At 74.1% G+C, this 16,423-nt stretch carries 15 protein-coding genes and 1 riboswitch; of the genes, 6 read left to right on the forward strand and 9 right to left on the reverse strand.

Features of this window, described 5'->3' with window-relative positions:
• Positions 1 to 5: 5 nt before the first annotated feature.
• Together AMK26_RS08345 and AMK26_RS08350 are read right to left on the reverse strand one after the other, a co-directional pair.
• Entirely contained in the window at positions 6 to 2,849 is a 2,844-nt protein-coding gene (locus AMK26_RS08345; protein WP_241837829.1) for a SpoIIE family protein phosphatase, read from the reverse strand.
• A gap of 101 nt (positions 2,850 to 2,950) precedes the next feature.
• Complete coding sequence (locus AMK26_RS08350) at positions 2,951 to 3,457, reverse strand: DinB family protein (RefSeq protein ID WP_073753706.1); 507 nt, start codon at positions 3,455 to 3,457, stop codon at positions 2,951 to 2,953.
• 56 nt (positions 3,458 to 3,513) lie between these two features.
• On the opposite strand from AMK26_RS08350, the gene AMK26_RS36905 reads away from it, so the two are divergent.
• Positions 3,514 to 3,675: a hypothetical protein gene (locus tag AMK26_RS36905; protein WP_158071106.1), complete on the forward strand. Its 162-nt coding sequence runs from the start codon at positions 3,514 to 3,516 to the stop codon at positions 3,673 to 3,675.
• 10 nt (positions 3,676 to 3,685) lie between these two features.
• Positions 3,686 to 4,837, forward strand: coding sequence for a GNAT family N-acetyltransferase (locus AMK26_RS08355; protein ID WP_241837830.1), 1,152 nt, complete (start codon positions 3,686 to 3,688; stop codon positions 4,835 to 4,837).
• Here AMK26_RS08355 and AMK26_RS08360 read toward each other — a convergent pair.
• A complete protein-coding gene (locus tag AMK26_RS08360) occupies positions 4,816 to 5,541 on the reverse strand; it encodes an isocitrate lyase/PEP mutase family protein (RefSeq protein WP_073753708.1) in 726 nt (241 codons plus the stop codon). The genes AMK26_RS08355 and AMK26_RS08360 overlap by 22 nt on opposite strands.
• Positions 5,538 to 6,080, reverse strand: a complete 543-nt coding sequence (locus AMK26_RS08365) for a carboxymuconolactone decarboxylase family protein (protein ID WP_073753710.1) — start codon at positions 6,078 to 6,080, stop codon at positions 5,538 to 5,540. Before AMK26_RS08365 ends, AMK26_RS08360 begins: the two co-directional genes overlap by 4 nt.
• A gap of 46 nt (positions 6,081 to 6,126) precedes the next feature.
• Here AMK26_RS08365 and pdxR point away from each other — a divergent pair, with 46 nt between their 5' ends.
• Complete coding sequence (gene pdxR, locus AMK26_RS08370; RefSeq protein WP_073753712.1) at positions 6,127 to 7,554, forward strand: MocR-like pyridoxine biosynthesis transcription factor PdxR; 1,428 nt, start codon at positions 6,127 to 6,129, stop codon at positions 7,552 to 7,554.
• Positions 7,555 to 7,763: 209 nt separating this feature from the next.
• Here pdxR and rocD read toward each other — a convergent pair whose 3' ends face one another.
• Positions 7,764 to 8,966: an ornithine--oxo-acid transaminase gene (gene rocD / locus AMK26_RS08375; RefSeq protein WP_073753714.1), complete on the reverse strand. Its 1,203-nt coding sequence runs from the start codon at positions 8,964 to 8,966 to the stop codon at positions 7,764 to 7,766.
• Positions 8,967 to 9,074: 108 nt separating this feature from the next.
• A riboswitch (ZMP/ZTP riboswitch) is annotated at positions 9,075 to 9,166 on the forward strand.
• 36 nt (positions 9,167 to 9,202) lie between these two features.
• On the opposite strand from rocD, the gene glyA reads away from it, so the two are divergent.
• Complete coding sequence (glyA, locus tag AMK26_RS08380; RefSeq protein ID WP_073753716.1) at positions 9,203 to 10,480, forward strand: serine hydroxymethyltransferase; 1,278 nt, start codon at positions 9,203 to 9,205, stop codon at positions 10,478 to 10,480.
• Between the two features lie 484 nt (positions 10,481 to 10,964).
• Here glyA and AMK26_RS08385 read toward each other — a convergent pair whose 3' ends face one another.
• Positions 10,965 to 11,816, reverse strand: a complete 852-nt coding sequence (locus tag AMK26_RS08385) for a hypothetical protein (RefSeq protein WP_241837831.1) — start codon at positions 11,814 to 11,816, stop codon at positions 10,965 to 10,967.
• Positions 11,803 to 12,411, reverse strand: a complete 609-nt coding sequence (locus AMK26_RS08390; protein ID WP_073754721.1) for an RNA polymerase sigma factor — start codon at positions 12,409 to 12,411, stop codon at positions 11,803 to 11,805. Before AMK26_RS08390 ends, AMK26_RS08385 begins: the two co-directional genes overlap by 14 nt.
• An 88-nt stretch (positions 12,412 to 12,499) precedes the next feature.
• Here AMK26_RS08390 and trpS point away from each other — a divergent pair, with 88 nt between their 5' ends.
• Together trpS and AMK26_RS08400 are read left to right on the forward strand one after the other, a co-directional pair.
• Positions 12,500 to 13,513: a tryptophan--tRNA ligase gene (gene trpS / locus AMK26_RS08395; RefSeq protein WP_073753718.1), complete on the forward strand. Its 1,014-nt coding sequence runs from the start codon at positions 12,500 to 12,502 to the stop codon at positions 13,511 to 13,513.
• Between the two features lie 141 nt (positions 13,514 to 13,654).
• Positions 13,655 to 14,245 carry a 2'-5' RNA ligase family protein gene (locus AMK26_RS08400; protein ID WP_073753720.1) on the forward strand — a complete coding sequence of 197 codons (591 nt, stop codon included), beginning with the start codon at positions 13,655 to 13,657 and terminating at the stop codon, positions 14,243 to 14,245.
• On the opposite strand, the gene AMK26_RS08405 is transcribed toward AMK26_RS08400, so the two are convergent.
• Together AMK26_RS08405 and AMK26_RS08410 are read right to left on the reverse strand one after the other, a co-directional pair.
• Positions 14,210 to 15,010, reverse strand: a complete 801-nt coding sequence (locus AMK26_RS08405; protein ID WP_073753722.1) for a decaprenylphospho-beta-D-erythro-pentofuranosid-2-ulose 2-reductase — start codon at positions 15,008 to 15,010, stop codon at positions 14,210 to 14,212. The two genes, AMK26_RS08400 and AMK26_RS08405, sit on opposite strands and share 36 nt — an antisense overlap.
• Positions 15,011 to 15,041: 31 nt before the next feature.
• Complete coding sequence (locus AMK26_RS08410; RefSeq protein WP_073753724.1) at positions 15,042 to 16,421, reverse strand: FAD-binding oxidoreductase; 1,380 nt, start codon at positions 16,419 to 16,421, stop codon at positions 15,042 to 15,044.
• Between the last annotated feature and the right edge of the window lie 2 nt (positions 16,422 to 16,423).

Here is a 16,423-nt window from a genome sequence, read left to right on the forward strand (position 1 = left end):
CCGGCTCAGCCCGGGTCGGGGTCGTCGAACATGGACAGCAGCGCCTGTTCGTCGGGCTCCGGGGCGTGCCGGCCGGTGTGCGGGACCTGTTCGGCCCACACCGTCTTGCCTTGGGGCATGTAGCGGGCGCCCCAGCTCTTGGTGAACTGCGCCACCAGGAACAGGCCGCGCCCGCCTTCCTCCGTGGTGGCCGCGCGGCGGATGCGGGGGGAGGTGTTGCTGCGGTCGGACACCTCGCAGATCAGGGAGCCGTCGCGCAGCAGGCGCAGGCTGACGGGGCCCCGGCCGCCGTACCGTACGGCGTTGGTGACCAGCTCGCTGACCACCAGACCGGTGCTGAAGTCCAGGTCCGTCAGGCCCCACTCGGCGAGTTGGTGGTGCGTCAGCTCCCTGGCCCTGGCGACCATCGAGGGGTCGGACGGCAGCTCCCAGGACGCCACCCGGTCGTCGGGCAGGGCGTGTACGCGGGCCAGGAGGAGGGCCACGTCGTCGCGCGGGCCGTCGGGGAGGAGGGTGCCGGTGATCCGGTCGCAGATCCGGTCCAGGGACTGTTCCGCCCCGGCGAGCGCGGCCAGGAGCTGCCGGGTGCGGGCGTCGGTGTCGGTGTCGCCGAAGCCGCGGCTCTCCTTGAGCAGGCCGTCGGTGTGGAGGGCCAGGAGGCTGCCCTCGGGCAGGTCGACCGTGGCGGATTCGTACGGCTGGAGTCCGCCGAGCCCGAGCGGCGGGCCGGCCGGCAGGTCGATCAGGCGCGGGGCGCCGTCCGGCGGCAGCAGCGCGGGCGGCGGGTGACCGGCCCGGGCGGCCGTGCAGCGGCAGGACACCGGGTCGTACACGGCGTACAGGCAGGTCGCCGCCGTCGCGGGGTCCTCCCCGTGGGCGGGGTCGCCGGACGTACGGCTGACCAGGTCGTCCAGGTGGGTCAGGACCTCCTCGGGCAGCAGGTCCATGGCGGCCAGGGTGTGCACCGCCGTACGCAGCCGGCCCATGGTGGCGGCCGCCTGGAGGCCGTGACCGGCCACATCGCCGACGACCAGGGCCACGCGCATCCCGGACAGCGGGATCGCGTCGAACCAGTCCCCGCCCACGCCCGCCCGGGCGTCGGCGGGCAGGTAGCGGGAGGCGAGGTCGACGGCGGTCAGCCGGGGCGTGTCGCGCGGCAGCAGGCTGCGTTGCAGGGTGAGGGCGGCGTCGCGCTCGCGGCTGTAGCGGCGGGCGTTGTCCACGCTGATCGCGGTACGGGCCGCCAGCTCGCCCGCGAGGGTCAGGTCGTCCTGCTCGTACGGCCGGGTCCGGCCGCGCCGGTAGAACCCTGCCAGGCCCAGGACGGCGCCCCGGGCGCACAGCGGGGCGCCCAGGTAGGAGTGCACGCCCTCGCCGAGCAGGTCGACGGGGTGCTCGGTGCCGGCCGGGGGCCCGGTCAGGGCGGCGGTCAGCACCGAGTCGGTGACCGGCCGGCCGGTGGTGAGGCACCGGGCCTGCGGGCTGCCGGGCGGGTACGCGACCGGCTCGTCCACGCCGCCGATCCGCGCGTCGCGGGAGTCCTCGCCGGCCCAGGCGGCCACGCGGCGCAGCGCCGCACCGGGGCCGGGCCGCCCGGTCGGGGGTTCCTCGCCCGCCAGGGCGCTCTCCACGAGGTCGACCACGACGAGGTCGGCGAACCGTGGCACGGCGATCTCCGCCAGCTCCTCGGCGGTGCGCCGCATGTCCAGGGTGGTGCCGACGCGGACGCCCGCCTCGTTCAGCAGCGACAGCCGCCCGCGCGCCTCGGCGGCCAGGCGGCCGACGCCCGGTTCGCCCACCAGCAGCAGCCACGCGTCGGGCCGGTCGCCGGGCGCGTCGTCCTGGTCGGGCTCCGGCCGGTCGGGTTCGCCGGCCGGGCGGCGCAGCAGCGGTACGTCACGGCCGTCCGGGGCGGTCGCGGTGGCCCCCGTACGGCCGGTGTCCCGGCCGGTGTCCCGGCCGGTGTCTCGCCCTGTGTCACCGCCCGTGTCCGCGAAGGTGACCTCGACGGCCGCGCCTTCCGCGTCGCCGTGGTGCAGCGCCCGGCGGCGCAGCGTGGCCACCCGCCCGCCCGCCAGCGGGACCTCGGCGAACGCCTCGCTGTCGGAGCCGATCAGTTCGATGGCGTTCTCCAGCAGTGCCAGCCGCTCGTCCGGGGCCAGCTGGGGCGCCGCCGCGCCGAGGCGGGCGAGTTCGCCGGAGTCGAGGTGGAGCTCGGCGTGCTCGCCGCGCTCCCTGGCCCGGAGGAAGGAGCTCATCAGGTTGCGTTCCCTGGCGGTGCTCAGTTCCAGCAGGCGCTCGGCGATGCGGTCGGTGGCGTCCTGCAGGACCAGGGCCATGCCGGGTTCGGCGAGGTCCCTGGGTACGGAGAGGTTGACCGCGCCCTGCACGGTGCCGCCCACCGGGTCGCGCACCGGGGCGGCCATGCAGGTCAGCTCCTTGAGGTTGTGCAGGAAGTGCTCCTGGCCGACGACCATGAAGGGCGCCCGGGTGCTCAGCACCATGCTGACGCTGCTGGTGCCCATGAACTGCTCGTCGACATTGGCACCCGGCACCAGGGAGGCGGCGTCCATGAGCTCCAGCCCCACCGGGTCGCCCCGCCGGTCCACGATGTTCGCCCGGGCGTCGGCCAGCGCCACCGTGATGGGCAGGCCGGAGAACCGCTCGCACAGCTGGTCCAGCACCGGCCCGGCGGCCCTGATGAGGCGGGAGTCCGGATCGAGGTCGGTCTCGACCGGCAGGGCGGCGCCCTCGGTGTCGATGCCGAGCGAACGCGAGCGCTGCCAGGAGGCGAGGATCTCCGGACGCACTCCGCCGTCGGGCGGCCTCTGCTCACCGCGATCGTCCACAAAGCCAGGATAATCGGGCAAATCGTTCATCGCGGCCCCGGGCGTCGGTCCACGGCGGGCGTCTCAGGGCCGGTGACCTGATCAGGATGCCCTTCGGTGCGTCACGCGCCGACGGTGCCGTCGATGCCCTCGCGGAGGAAGTCCGCGTGGCCGTTGTGGCGCGCGTACTCGTGGATCAGGTGCAGCATGACGTGGCGCAGGGATACGTCGATGTTCCACCGGGCGTTGTGGCCCGTGACGTCGAGCGACGCGGCCGACTTCTCGATGCGGCGGGCGTGTGCGACCTCCGCCTCCCAGGCGGCGAACGCCTCCGAGCGGGTGGAGCCCGTCGGGTCGTACGCCGCCTGGTAGTCGTCGGTCGGCGACCAGACCAGCGGGACGTCCTCGCCGTTGATGGTCCGGCGGAACCAGGCGCGTTCCACCTCCGCCATGTGGCGGACCAGGCCGAGGAGGGAGAGCGTCGACGGGGGCATCGAGCGGCGGCGCAGGTCCTCGTCGGACAGACCCTCGCACTTCATGGCCAGGGTGGCGCGGTGGTAGTCGAGGAAGGCGCGCAGCATCGCGCGTTCCTCGCCGACGAGGGGTGGCTCCGGGCGTTCGGTGGTCATGGTGGGTCCCTCGGGGGTCTGCGGCGGACAGGCGTGTGGGCTGTGTGGATCCAAGAATGGATCACGTACGGGAACGCGGCCCAGCGGATATCGGCCAATGCGTCCACGTCCTCGCCGACGTACACGCGCACGACGGGCGGACGGTGGCCGTGCACGGTTACGCCGCCCCTGTCGCCGACCCGCCATATACGGTGGCCACGGCGGGCGTACGGCTCTAGGGTCGCCGCCATGGGGATCATGGGCAGCACGGGGAGTACGGGCAGCACGGGGGCCACGGGGGCCACGGGGACCACAGGGGCCACGGGGGCCACAGGGGCCGCGGGGGTCATCGCGGCACAGGACGTCGACGAAGCCGTCGCCGTCACCGCCCGCGCCCTGCGCGGCGTGGCGGACCGCGACTGGACCGGGCCGGCGGCCGGGCTGGAGTGGAGCTGCTACGACACGGCCGTCCACATCGCCGGGGACTTCACCGGCTACGCCTCCCAGTTGACCGGCCGTTCCACCGACTCCTACGTCCCCTTCCAGAACAGCGCCGAGCCGGGCACCACCCCGGCCGGGCTGGTCCGCGTCATCGAGGCGACCGGCGGGCTCCTGTCCGCCGCCGTCCGCACCACACCCGACGGCGTACGGGCCTGGCACCCGTTCGGCATGGCCGGGGCGGACGGCTTCGCCGCGATGGGCGTCGTCGAGGTGCTGCTGCACACGTACGACATCCTCGGCGCCCTCGACGTCCCCGACTGGCGGCCGCCCGACCACCTGTGCGCCCGCGTCCTGGACCGCCTCTTCCCCCACGTCCCGCGCATCGATGACCCCTGGCGGACCCTGCTGTGGGCCACGGGCCGGACCGACCTGGAGGGCCTGCCGCGCCCGGCGGTCTGGCGCTGGTACGCCGATCCCCTCCGTACCGAACGGCTGCTGCTGTGCGAGGTGACCCCGAGGTCCGGGGCCGACCTGCACGGCGGCGGCGACGGCGGCTTCACGTGGACGGACGGCGGCCCGCCGGAGGGCACCCGGTTCGCCGGCGGGATGGTCGCGAAGGCCCGTGAGGCGGGGACGTACCGACCCGGCTGGGGCACGTACGCCATCGTCCGCGCCTCCGACCGGCGCGCGCTGGGCGCCATCGGGTTCCACGCCGCCCCGGACGCGGACGGCCGCGCGGAGGTCGGCTACGACCTGGTGGAGGGCGCCCGCGGCCACGGCTACGCCACCGAGGCCCTGCGCGCCCTCGCCGACTGGGCCTTCGCCCGGTCCGAGGCGACCGTCCTGCGCGCCACCGTCGACCGCGGCAACGCCCCCTCGCACGGCGTCGTCGCCCGCGCCGGCTTCACCAAGGCCGCCGAGGGTGAGGACCAGGCGGTCTACGAGCTGCGCCGCAGCTGATCGGCGATCTCCCGCACCGCGGCCGTCGCGCGGTGCAGCAGCCCCGGGCCGAAGGTGATGCGCGTGGCGCCCAGGCGGCTCAGTTCCGCGACCGGCGGGCTGCCGAGGAAGGGCGCCACGTTGATGGGCCCGTCGATCCGCGCGCGGAGCAGCGGCAGGTGCTCGGCCGGTACGCCGATGGGGTAGACGCAGTCGGCGCCCGCCTCGACGTACAGCCGCGCCCGGGTGATGGCCTCCTCGGGGTCCGTGACGCCACGGATGAAGGTGTCCACGCGGGCGTTGACGAACAGTTGGCCGCCCGCCTCCGCCCGTACCTCCGCCAGCCAGTCGGCGTGCGCCCGGGGGTCCTTGAGCGCTCCGGCCCGGGAGTCCTCCAGGTTCACCCCGACCGCGCCGGCGTCCAGGACGCGGGCCACCAGTTCCTTCGGCGCGAGGCCGTAGCCGCCCTCCACGTCCGCCGACACCGGGACGGACACCGACCGGGTGATCCGGGCGACGGCCGCGAACATCTCGTCCGCGGGCGTCGCCCCGTCCTCGTACCCGAGTGACGCCGCCACCCCCGCGGACGGCGTGGCGAGGGCCGGGAAACCGGCGTCCTCGAAGGCCCGGGCGCTGACCGCGTCCCACGGGCCGGGCAGGATCAGGGGATCCCCGGGGGCCCGGCCGTGGTGCAGGGCGCGGAAGGCGGTGACGGCGTCGGTCACTTGACGAGTCCCTGGAACTGGCCCGGCGTGTAGTGGCCCGGGACCATGCGGCTGGTGACGGCGAAGCGGTTCCAGGCGTTGATGACGGTGATCGCGGCGATCAGCTGGGCCAGTTCCGCCTCCTCGAAGTGCTTGGCGGCACGCTCGTACACCTCGTCGGTGACGAAACCGTCCGTCAGGACGGTGATGGCCTCGGTCAGTTCGATCGCGGCGAGCTCCTTCTCGGTGTAGAAGTGCCGCGACTCCTCCCAGGCGCTGAGCTGGACGATCCGCTCGACCGACTCACCGGCCGCCAGCGCGTCCTTGGTGTGCATGTCGAGGCAGTAGGCGCAGTGGTTGAGCTGCGAGGCACGGATCTTGACCAGTTCGAGGAGGACCGGGTCGACGCCCTGACGGGCGGCCGCGTCCAGCCGGACCATGGCCTTGTAGACCTCGGGCGCCTGCTTGGCCCAGGCGAGGCGGGGGGTGTGCTCGGGCGCGTACGCGGTCTCGGTTTCGTTCGTGTTCGTGTCCGTGTTCGTGTTCGTGTTCGTCGTCATGTGATCACCGTACGGGGGGTGTGGCGCAGAGGTATGGTCCACTTCCATGACAGATTCCTGGGCCACTTTCGGGACCGATCTGCATGTGGAGCTACGAGGTCCGCGGCTGCGGTCCGGCCTGATGGACGCGCTGCGGGAGGCCGTTCGGAGCGGGCGGCTGGCGCCCGGGACGCGGTTGCCGTCGTCCCGGTCGCTCGCCGCCGACCTGGGCATCGCCCGCAACACGGTCGCCGACGCGTACGCCGAGCTCGTCGCCGAGGGCTGGCTCACCGCCCGTCAGGGCTCCGGCACGCGCGTGGCCCGGCGCGCCGCGCCGCGCCCCGGCCCGGGGGCGGGGAACCGCGCGGGGCCGGGGCGGGGGGCCTTTGTTCCGGCCCGGCGCCCGCCCGTCCGCAGGCCCCCCGCACACACCCTGCACCCCGGCATGCCCGACCTCGGCTCCTTCCCGCGCGCCGAGTGGCTCAAGGCCGCCCGCCGGGCGCTGACGTCCGCCCCGCACGAGGCGCTCGGCTACGGCGGGCCGCGCGGCCGCGTCGAGCTGCGTACCGTCCTCGCCGACTACCTGGCGCGGGCGCGGGGCGTGTACGCCGACCCCGACCGCATCGTCATCTGTTCCGGCTTCGTCCACGGGCTGCGGCTGATGGCGCAGGTGCTGCGCGGACGCCGGGTGCGGGACGTCGCCGTCGAGTCGTACGGGCTCGACATCCACTGGAACCTGCTCACGGAGGCCGGGCTGCGCACGCCCGCGCTGCCGTTCGACGAACACGGCACCCGCACGGGGAAGTTGGGCCGCCAGGGCGCCGTCCTCATCACGCCGGCGCACCAGTTCCCGCTCGGTGGCGCGCTGCCGCCGGACCGGCGCGCCGCGGCCGTCGACTGGGCGCGGCGGACGGGCGCGCTGATCCTGGAGGACGACTACGACGGCGAGTTCCGCTACGACCGCCAGCCGGTCGGCGCCCTCCAGGGCCTGGACCCCGAGCGGGTCGTCTACCTCGGTACGGCGAGCAAGTCCCTGACGCCCGGGCTCCGGCTGGGGTGGATGGTCCTGCCGGAGGACCTGGTGGGGGACGTACTGGTGGCGAAGGGGCACTCCGACTGGGTGTCGAGCGCGCTGGACCAGCTGACGCTCGCGGAGTTCATCCGCTCCGGCGCCTACGACCGGCACGTACGGGGCATGCGGCTGCGCTACCGCCGGCGGCGCGACCAGCTCGTGGCCGCGCTCGCCGAACGGGCGCCCGACGTCCGCGTGAGCGGCATCGCGGCGGGCCTCCACGCCGTACTGGAGCTGCCGCCGGGCACCGAACGCACCGTGGTCCAGTCCGCCGCCTGGCAGGGCCTGGCCGTCCAGGGCCTGGACCGCTTCCGCCACCCCGACGTGCCGCGCGGCCGCGACGCCCTGGTCGTCGGCTACGCCACCCCCACGGACAGCGCCTGGACCGGCGCCCTGGACGCCCTCTGTCGCGCCCTTCCCTGACCGGGGCCGGCCCTGGTTCCGGCCGGGGCCCGGCGCCCCGTGCCACGTCCCCGCGCGGGGCGCCGCCCCGTGCCGGGCGCCGCCCCGTGCCGGGTCACCGTCCCGTGCCGGGGCGCCGTCTCCTGCGGGGTCACCGTCCCGTGCCGGGCGCCGTCCCTCTGGCGGTCACCGCGGCTCGGGGCGCCGTGATGGTCGCCGTTCGCCGACGGTCAGCGCAGCACCTGGCGCAGTTGTTCCAGGCCCCAGTCCAGGTCCTCCTTGCTGATCACCAGGGGCGGGGCGATACGGATGGTCGAGCCGTGGGTGTCCTTCACCAGGACCCCGCGGTCCATCAGCTTCTCCGAGACCTCCCGCCCCGTGCCCAGGCTCGGCACGATGTCCACGCCCGCCCACAGGCCGCGGCCGCGCACCTCCTCCACGGCGCCCTGGCCCACCATGAGCCCCAGCTCCTGGTGGAGGTGGTCGCCCAGCTCGGCCGCCCGCTGCTGGAACTCGCCCGTGCGCAGCATCGCCAGCACCTCCAGCGCCACCGCGCAGGCCAGCGGGTTGCCGCCGAACGTCGAGCCGTGCTCGCCCGGCCGGTGGACGCCGAGCACCGCCGCGCTCGACACGACCGCCGACACCGGTACGACACCGCCGCCCAGCGCCTTGCCCAGCACGTACATGTCCGGGACCACGCCCTCGTGTTCACAGGCGAACGTCCGGCCCGTGCGGCCCAGGCCCGACTGGATCTCGTCCGCGATGAACAGCACGTCCCGCTGCCGGGTCAGCTCCCGGACCGCCGGCAGGTACCCGGGCGGCGGCACCAGCACGCCCGCCTCGCCCTGGATCGGCTCCAGCAGCACGGCCACGGTGTTGTCCGTCATGGCCTCGTCCATCGCCGTGAGGTCGCCGTACGGCACGATCTCGAAACCCGGCGTGTACGGGCCGTAGTCCGCCCGCGCCTCGGGGTCGGTGGAGAAGCTGACGATCGTGGTCGTACGGCCGTGGAAGTTGCCCGCCGCCACGATGATCTTCGCCATGCCGTCCGGGACGCCCTTGACGCGGTACCCCCACTTGCGGGCGGTCTTCACGGCGGTCTCCACCGCCTCCGCCCCGGTGTTCATCGGCAGCACCATCTCCATACCGCAGAACTCGGCCAGCTGCGCGCAGAAGTCCGCGAACCGGTCGTGGTGGAACGCACGCGACGTCAGCGTCACCCGCTCCAACTGCGCCTTCGCGGCCTCGATCAGCCGCCGATTGCCGTGGCCGAAGTTCAGCGCCGAGTAGCCGGCGAGCATGTCGAGGTAGCGGCGCCCCTCGACGTCGGTCATCCAGGCACCGTCCGCCGAAGAGACGACGACGGGCAACGGGTGGTAGTTGTGCGCGCTGTGCGCCTCCGCGGAAGCGATCACATCGTGTGTTCTCGACACGGGGTCTCCGTTCGTCCTGCGGCCGGGGGCGGTGGTGGCGCCCCTTTCTATCGTCGCTCGCCATGCGGACGAAGAAACCTCGCGCGCGGTGTGGCGGCTAGGCTGGGCGGTACGCGCGGCGACTGGCGTACGGGGAAGCGACCCCGGGGAAGCCGTGCGCGGCAGATCACACGAGGGTGCCGCCCGCCTGGGCACCCGGAGACCTTGTCCGTGCTGCCGGTCCCCTGGAGGACGCCATGACCAGCTTTCCCCTTCCCGCTCATCACCCGGCTCTCGTCGCCGCCGATCCCGAACTCGCCGCTCTCGTCGGCGCGGAGGAGCGCCTGCAAAGCGAGACGCTTCGACTGATCCCGAGCGAGAACTACGTCTCGCAGGCCGTCCTGGAGGCCTCGGGCACCGTCCTGCAGAACAAGTACAGCGAGGGCTACGCCGGCCGGCGCTACTACGAGGGCCAGCAGAACATCGACCAGGTCGAGCTGCTCGCCATCGGCCGGGCCAAGGCGCTCTTCGGCGTCGACCACGCCAACGTCCAGCCCTACTCCGGCTCCCCGGCCAACCTCGCCGTCTACCTCGCGTTCGCCGAGCCCGGCGACACCGTGATGGGCATGGCCCTCCCGATGGGCGGTCATCTCACCCACGGCTGGGGCGTCTCCGCGACGGGCAAGTGGTTCCGTGGCGTCCAGTACGGCGTACGCCAGGACACAGGGTTCATCGACTTCGACGAGGTGCGCGATCTCGCCCTCAAGGAGCGCCCCAAGGTCATCTTCTGCGGTGGCACCGCCCTTCCCCGGACCATCGACTTCGCCGCGTTCGCCGAGATCGCCCACGAGGCGGGGGCCGTGCTCGTCGCCGACGTCGCGCACATCGCCGGCCTGATCGCCGGTGGCGCCCACCCGTCGCCGGTGCCGCACGCGGACGTGATCTCCACGACCACCCACAAGACGCTGCGCGGCCCGCGCGGCGCGATGCTCATGTGCCGTGAGGAGCACGCCAAGGCCATCGACAAGGCGGTCTTCCCGGGCCTCCAGGGCGGCCCGCACAACCAGACCACCGCCGCCATCGCCGTGGCCCTCCACGAGGCGTCCCAGCCCTCCTTCCGTGACTACGCGCACGCGGTCGTCGCCAACGCCAAGGCTCTTGCCGAGGAGCTCCTCGTCCGCGGCTTCGACCTCGTCTCCGGCGGCACGGACAACCACCTGATCCTGATGGACCTCACCTCCAAGGACGTGCCGGGCAAGATCGTCGCGAAGGCCCTGGACCGGGCGGGAATCGTCGTCAACTACAACACCGTCCCCTACGACCCCCGCAAGCCGTTCGACCCCTCCGGCATCCGCATCGGCACTCCCTCTCTCACCTCCCGCGGTCTCGGTGCGCAGCACATGGCGGCCGTCGCCCACTGGATCGACCGGGGCGTCACCGCCGCCCGCACCGGCGACGAGGACGCCCTCGCCACGATCCGCGCCGAGGTCGCCGACCTGATGGCCGCCCACCCGGCCCCCGGCCTCCCGGCCTGACACCCACCCCCAGGCCCGCCCCGGGGTCCGGCGCCCCGGCAGGGTGGCCCCCCGGGGGCCGGCTCCCGGCCTCCCGGCCCACCGCGCAGGCCCGCCCCGGGCCGGTTGCCCCGGCTGCGTCCCCCGCCCACCGCTGGGCGGCGGCCGCACCCGGGGCGGGCCCCTGGGGCGGGCTCCCGGGGCGGCTCCCGGCCTCCGGCAGACGCCCCACCCCAGGCGCGCCCCCGAAGCCGGGCCCGGTGGCGTACCTCCTGGGCGGACTCGGCCTTTGGCGTCGGCCTGGGGCTCCCGGCCCCGGTCGGCCACCCGGCCTGGCCCAGTCCGGCCACCCCGGCCACGCCTGGTGCGGCCCCGCCTCGGCCCTGGGCGCCCCGGGTCTGTGAGCCACTCCGTACGGTCCGGCCCTCCCTCGGGCCACCCGGGCCACACCCCGGGCGAGGCCGGGCCCACCGTCCACGGACCCGTGCGGACGGCGCCCCGGGGCCTAGGTCGACTCCGCGATGGAACGGGCGCGGGCCTGGGAGGGCTCGCCCTCCAGGCGGAGGGTCAGGCCGTCGTGCGCGGTCCACAACAGCGTGGGGCCCGCCGTGCGCTGCGAGTGGGTCCACAGCCTGCCCTCCCCGTCCGTCATCGGGAACGTCAGCAGATGCGGGCGCGCGAACCAGTACCCCGACCCGACGCCGCCCAGCTCCACGTACTCGGGCTGCTCCCGGACCGTCTTGCCGAAGCCGACGTCCAGCCGCGCCGGGAACTCGTCCAGCCGTATCGTGCGCCCCGGTTCGTGCCAGCACAGGCTCACCACATGCCGGCCGCCCGGCGCCTCGCCCACCGACACCGCGTCCGGCGCCCCCAGCGCGCCGGGCACCCGCGGCTCGAACCCGGCCCGCCGTCCCGCCTCCGCCAACGGCACCGGCGACGCGCACCCCGGCACCACCGGGCTCGCCCCCGGCGCGGGCGTCGCCGAGGGGTCGTACCGCACCTGCACCCCGCCGAAGCCGAACCAGTCCGCCACCGCCGCCCGCACCGGAGGCGTGAGCACCAGCACGACCAGCGCCCCGGACAGCGCGACACCCAGCGCCCGCCACCGCCGCCGGGCCCACGCCCGGATCCGCTCGCCCCGCCCCGGCGGCTCCGCCACCGACTCCGCCAGCAGCTGCGCCAGCACCCGCTCGGCCATGGACTGCCCGCCCACGTCCGGCACCCGCAGCCCGCGCCCCAGCTCCCGCAGCTCCCGCTCGAGCCCACGCTCCAGGGCATGCTCCGGGTCGTGCTCCAGGGCACGTTCCGGGTCATGCTCCCGGCCGCGTTCCCGGCCACGTTCCTCACCCGTGCTCATCACTCACCCCCTCCCCTTCCGGACCGCCGGGCAGCATCCGGCCCAGCTTCTTCAGCGCACGGCTCAGCCGCGACTTCACCGTGCCCCGCGGCCAGCCGAGCGCCTCAGCCGTCTCGGCCTCGTCCATCTCCAGCAGATACCGGTAGGTGACGACCTGGCGCTGCTCCTCGCTCAGCGCCTCCAGCGCGGCCGTCAGCAACGCGCGCCGCTCCAGCTCCACGGCCGCCACCGCCGGGTCCGCCGACTCCGGTATCAGCGGCTCGGCGGCCAGCAGCTCCGCCTCCCGCCCCGCGACGGCCCGCTGCCGCACCGCCGAGCGCACTGTGTTTCTCGTCTCATTCATGACGATCCGCAGCAGCCACGGCTGGAAGGCCGCGCCGTCCCGGAACCGCCCCAGCGAGCAGTACGCCTTGAAGAACGCCTGCTGCACCACATCCTCCGCGTCCGCACCCGCGCCGAAAGCGACGGCCGCCCGCAGCGCGACCGGCGTGAAGGCGCGGACCAGCTCCGCGTACGCCTCCGCCTCCCCGGCGCGTACCCGTGCGATCACCGCGGCCTCGTCGACGACGATGCGGCCCCCCTCCCGCGTCCTCACACTCTGAATACACCGGCCGCCCGCGATCGGTTCCCCCCACCACGGCATCCGTTCCGAGCTGTCGGCGGCGCCTGAGAGAATGAGGAGCATGGCCTCTGATCGTCCACGTGTGCTCTCCGGAATCCAGCCCACCGCCGGTTCGTTCCACCTCGGCAACTACCTCGGTGCGGTCCGTCAGTGGGTCGCGCTGCAGGAGACCCACGACGCCTTCTACATGGTCGTCGACCTGCACGCGATCACCGTTCCGCAGGAGCCGGCGGAGCTGCGTGCGAACACCCGGCTCGCCGCCGCCCAACTGCTCGCCGCCGGCCTCGACCCGGAGCGTTGCACGCTCTTCGTCCAGAGCCACGTTCCCGAGCACGCCCAGCTCGGCTGGGTCATGAACTGCCTCACGGGCTTCGGCGAGGCCTCCCGCATGACCCAGTTCAAGGACAAGTCCGCCAGGCACGGCGCCGACCGCGCCACGGTCGGCCTGTTCACGTACCCGATTCTTCAGGTCGCGGACATCCTGCTGTACCAGGCCAACGAGGTCCCGGTCGGCGAGGACCAGCGCCAGCACATCGAGCTCACGCGCGACCTCGCGGAGCGGTTCAACGGCCGGTTCGGTGAGACGTTCACCCTCCCCGCGCCGTACATCCTGAAGGAGACGGCGAAGATCTACGACCTTCAGGACCCGTCGATCAAGATGAGCAAGTCGGCCTCCACCCCGAAGGGCCTGATCAACCTCCTCGACGAGCCCAAGGCGACCGCGAAGAAGGTGAAGAGCGCGGTCACCGACACCGACACCGTGATCCGCTTCGACCCCGAGAACAAGCCGGGCGTCAGCAACCTGCTGACGATCATGTCCACCCTCACCGGCACCTCCGTCCCCGACCTGGAGCGGAGCTACGAGGGCAAGCTGTACGGCGCGCTGAAGACCGACCTCGCCGAGGTCATGGTCGACTTCGTGACCCCCTTCAAAACCCGCACCCAGGAATACCTGGACGACCCCGAGACGCTGGACTCCGTCCTGGCCAAGGGCGCGGAGAAGGCCCGCGCGGTCGCCGCCGAGACGCTCGCGCAGACGTACGAGAAGGTGGGCTTCCTGCCCGCCAAGCACTGAAACGGGCCGGTGTCGCACCGGCGCAGCGCCGGTATGGCACCGGCGCTGCTCCGGTGCCGGGTCCAACCACTCTGGCCACGCGATGGGTACAGCCGCCACACTGGCGGCTGAAGCCGACGACTGAGACTTGAGGAGAACGACGTGGGGACCGTAACGCTCGGCGTTTCGATCGCGGTCCCGGAGCCCTACGGCAGCCTGCTCCAGGAGCGGCGCGCGGGCTTCGGTGATCCCGCCGCGCACGGCATCCCCACGCACGTCACCCTACTGCCGCCGACCGAGGTGGAGGCGGCGCGGCTGCCCGCGGTCCGGGCGCACCTCGCCGGGGTCGCGGCCGCCTGCCGGGCGTTCCCGATGCGGCTGTCCGGCACGGGCACGTTCCGGCCGCTGTCGCCGGTCGTCTTCGTCCAGGTCGTGGAGGGCGCGGCGGCCTGCTCCTGGCTCCAGCAGCGGGTCCGGGACACGTCGGGCCCGCTGGAGCGGGAGCTGCAGTTCCCGTACCACCCGCACGTGACCGTGGCGCACGGCATCGCCGAGGAGGCGATGGACCGGGCGTACGAGGAGCTGGCCGACTTCGAGGCGTCGTGGACCGTCGGCTCCTTCGCGCTGTACGAGCAGGGCGCGGACGGGGTGTGGCGGAAGCTGTACGAGTACGACTTCGGCGCCGGCCGCCCGGCGCCGTCCGTGCCGGCCCAGGGCTCACCCGTCGACGAACCGGCCACCACCCGCAGCTGAGACGCACCTGCGGTAGACCGGGCGCGGCAGGTGCCGGAGGGCCGACATCACCACCCGCAGCGTGCCCGGTACCCACACCGTCTCCGACCGGCGCCGCAGCCCCTGCTCGATCGCGTACGCCACCGCCTCCGGTGTCGTCGCCAGCGGGGCCTCCGTCAGCCCGGCCGTCATCCTGGTCCGTACGAAGCCGGGCCTGACGACCATGACGTGCACGCCCGTGCCGTGCAGGGCGTCGCCCAGGCCCTGGGCGAAGGCGTCCAGGCCGGCCTTGCTGGAGCCGTAGATGAAATTGGCGCGGCGGGCACGTTCGCCGGCCACCGACGACAGCACGACCAGGGAGCCGTGCCCCTGCGCCCGCAGTGCGTTGGCGCAGGTCAGGCCGGCGGAAACGGCGCCGGTGTAGTTGGTCTGGGCGACGCGTACGGCGGCGAGCGGCGTCTGCTCGTCGTGCGCCTGGTCGCCCAGGACGCCGAAGGCGAGCAGCACCATGTCGATGTCGCCCTCGGCGAACACCTTCCCCAGGGCGTCCTCGTGCGCGGCGGGGTCCAGCGCGTCGAACGGGACGGTGTGGACGGCCGCCGCGTCGGGCTGCGCGCGCAGTTCGCGCAGCGACGCCGCGGCGGCGTCCAGGGCGGGGGAGGGGCGGCCGGCGAGCCACACGGTCCGCGTACGGCGCGCGATCAGGCGGCGGGCGGTGGCGAGGGCGATCTCGGACGTGCCGCCGAGGACGAGCAGGGACTGGGGGGCGCCGAAGGCATCCTTCATGACGACGTACTCCTTAGAGGCCTTACAGGCCTTACAGGCCCAGGCGGCGGGCGAGGTCCGACGTGAACACCGAGCGGGGGTCCAACTCGGCGCGCAGGGCGAGGAAGTCCGGCAGGCGCGGGTACATGGCGCGCAGCGCGTCCGGGCGCAGCCGCGAGTCCTTGGCGAGGTAGACCCGGCCGCCCGCGCCCGCCACCTCCTCGTCGAGCTCGTCCAGGAACGCGCCGAGGCCGGTCAGCCCGGCAGGGATGTCCAGCGCCAGCGTCCAGCCGGGCATGGGGAAGGACAGCCAGCCGGGGTCGCCCTCGCCGAACCGTTTCAGGACCGCCAGGAACGACGGGCAGCCCCGGCGCGCGATCCGGGCGACGATGCGGCGCAGGGTGTCCTCGCGCCCGTACCCGACGACGAACTGGTACTGGACGAAGCCGCCGCGCCCGTACACCCGGTTCCAGTGCGGGACGCCGTCCAGGGGGTGGAAGAACGCGGACAGGCGCTGGAGTTCGCCGGTGCGGTGGCGGGGCGCCTTGCGGTACCAGAGCTCGTTGAACAGCCCGACCGTCGCGCGGCTGAGGAGCCCTTCGGGTACGAAGGCGGGCGCGGCCGGCAGCCTGCCGCCGGGGCGGAAGGCCAGCGGGTCGCGCCGGGCGCGGCGGGGAAGCGCGTCGTACGGGGCGTGATCGCCGCGCGTGAGTACGGCGCGGCCGGTGGCGGCCCCGCGCGCGAGCAGGTCGATCCAGGCGACGGAGTAGCGGTAGCCGTGGTCGTTGGCGGTGAGGCGGGCCATCAGGTCGTCGAGGTCGGCGGCGCGTTCGGTGTCGACGGACATCAGGGACGTCTCGACGGGGAGGAGCTGGACGGTGGCGGAGAGGATCACTCCGGTCAGCCCCATGCCGCCGGTGGTGGCGTCGAAGAGGTCGGTGCCGGGGACGACGGTGCGGATCGTGCCGTCGGCGGTGAGGAGGTCGAAGGCGCGTACGTGGCGGCTGAAGGAGCCGGAGACATGGTGGTTCTTGCCGTGGATGTCGGCGCCGATGGCTCCGCCGACGGTGACGTAACGGGTGCCGGGGGTCACCGGGACGAACCAGCCGAGCGGCAGCAGCACCTCCATCAGGTGGTGCAGGCTGACGCCCGCGTCGCACACGACGAGGCCCGCGTCCGCGTCGATGGAGCGGATGCGGGCGAGGGCGGTCATGTCGAGGACGGAGCCGCCGGCGTTCTGCGCCGCGTCGCCGTACGCGCGGCCCAGGCCGCGGGCGATGCCCCCGCGCGTGCCACAGGCGCGGACCGCGGCGGCGGCCTCCTCGTAGCTGCGGGGGCGCAGGACGCGGGCGACGCTGGGAGCGGTTCGGCCCCAGCCGGTCACCGGCTCGGTGGGGTTGTCGGCCTCGGGGGTGGGTGGCGTGGACGGCATGG

The organism is Streptomyces sp. CB03234, from assembly GCF_001905885.1.
In the GTDB taxonomy this organism is placed as follows: Bacteria; Actinomycetota; Actinomycetes; order Streptomycetales; family Streptomycetaceae; genus Streptomyces.

Excerpts from the sequence above, each read along its gene's own strand:
- trpS (WP_073753718.1), top strand. The coding sequence starts at position 12,500 with ATGGCCTCTGATCGTCCACGTGTGCTCTCCGGAATCCAGCCCACCGCC.
- AMK26_RS08365 (WP_073753710.1), bottom strand. The coding sequence starts at position 6,080 with ATGACGACGAACACGAACACGAACACGGACACGAACACGAACGAAACC.
- pdxR (WP_073753712.1), top strand. The coding sequence starts at position 6,127 with ATGACAGATTCCTGGGCCACTTTCGGGACCGATCTGCATGTGGAGCTA.
- AMK26_RS08405 (WP_073753722.1), bottom strand. The coding sequence starts at position 15,010 with ATGAAGGATGCCTTCGGCGCCCCCCAGTCCCTGCTCGTCCTCGGCGGC.
- AMK26_RS08385 (WP_241837831.1), bottom strand. The coding sequence starts at position 11,816 with ATGAGCACGGGTGAGGAACGTGGCCGGGAACGCGGCCGGGAGCATGAC.
- AMK26_RS08355 (WP_241837830.1), top strand. The coding sequence starts at position 3,686 with ATGGGGATCATGGGCAGCACGGGGAGTACGGGCAGCACGGGGGCCACG.
- AMK26_RS36905 (WP_158071106.1), top strand. The coding sequence starts at position 3,514 with ATGGATCACGTACGGGAACGCGGCCCAGCGGATATCGGCCAATGCGTC.
- AMK26_RS08350 (WP_073753706.1), bottom strand. The coding sequence starts at position 3,457 with ATGACCACCGAACGCCCGGAGCCACCCCTCGTCGGCGAGGAACGCGCG.
- glyA (WP_073753716.1), top strand. The coding sequence starts at position 9,203 with ATGACCAGCTTTCCCCTTCCCGCTCATCACCCGGCTCTCGTCGCCGCC.
- AMK26_RS08410 (WP_073753724.1), bottom strand. The coding sequence starts at position 16,421 with ATGCCGTCCACGCCACCCACCCCCGAGGCCGACAACCCCACCGAGCCG.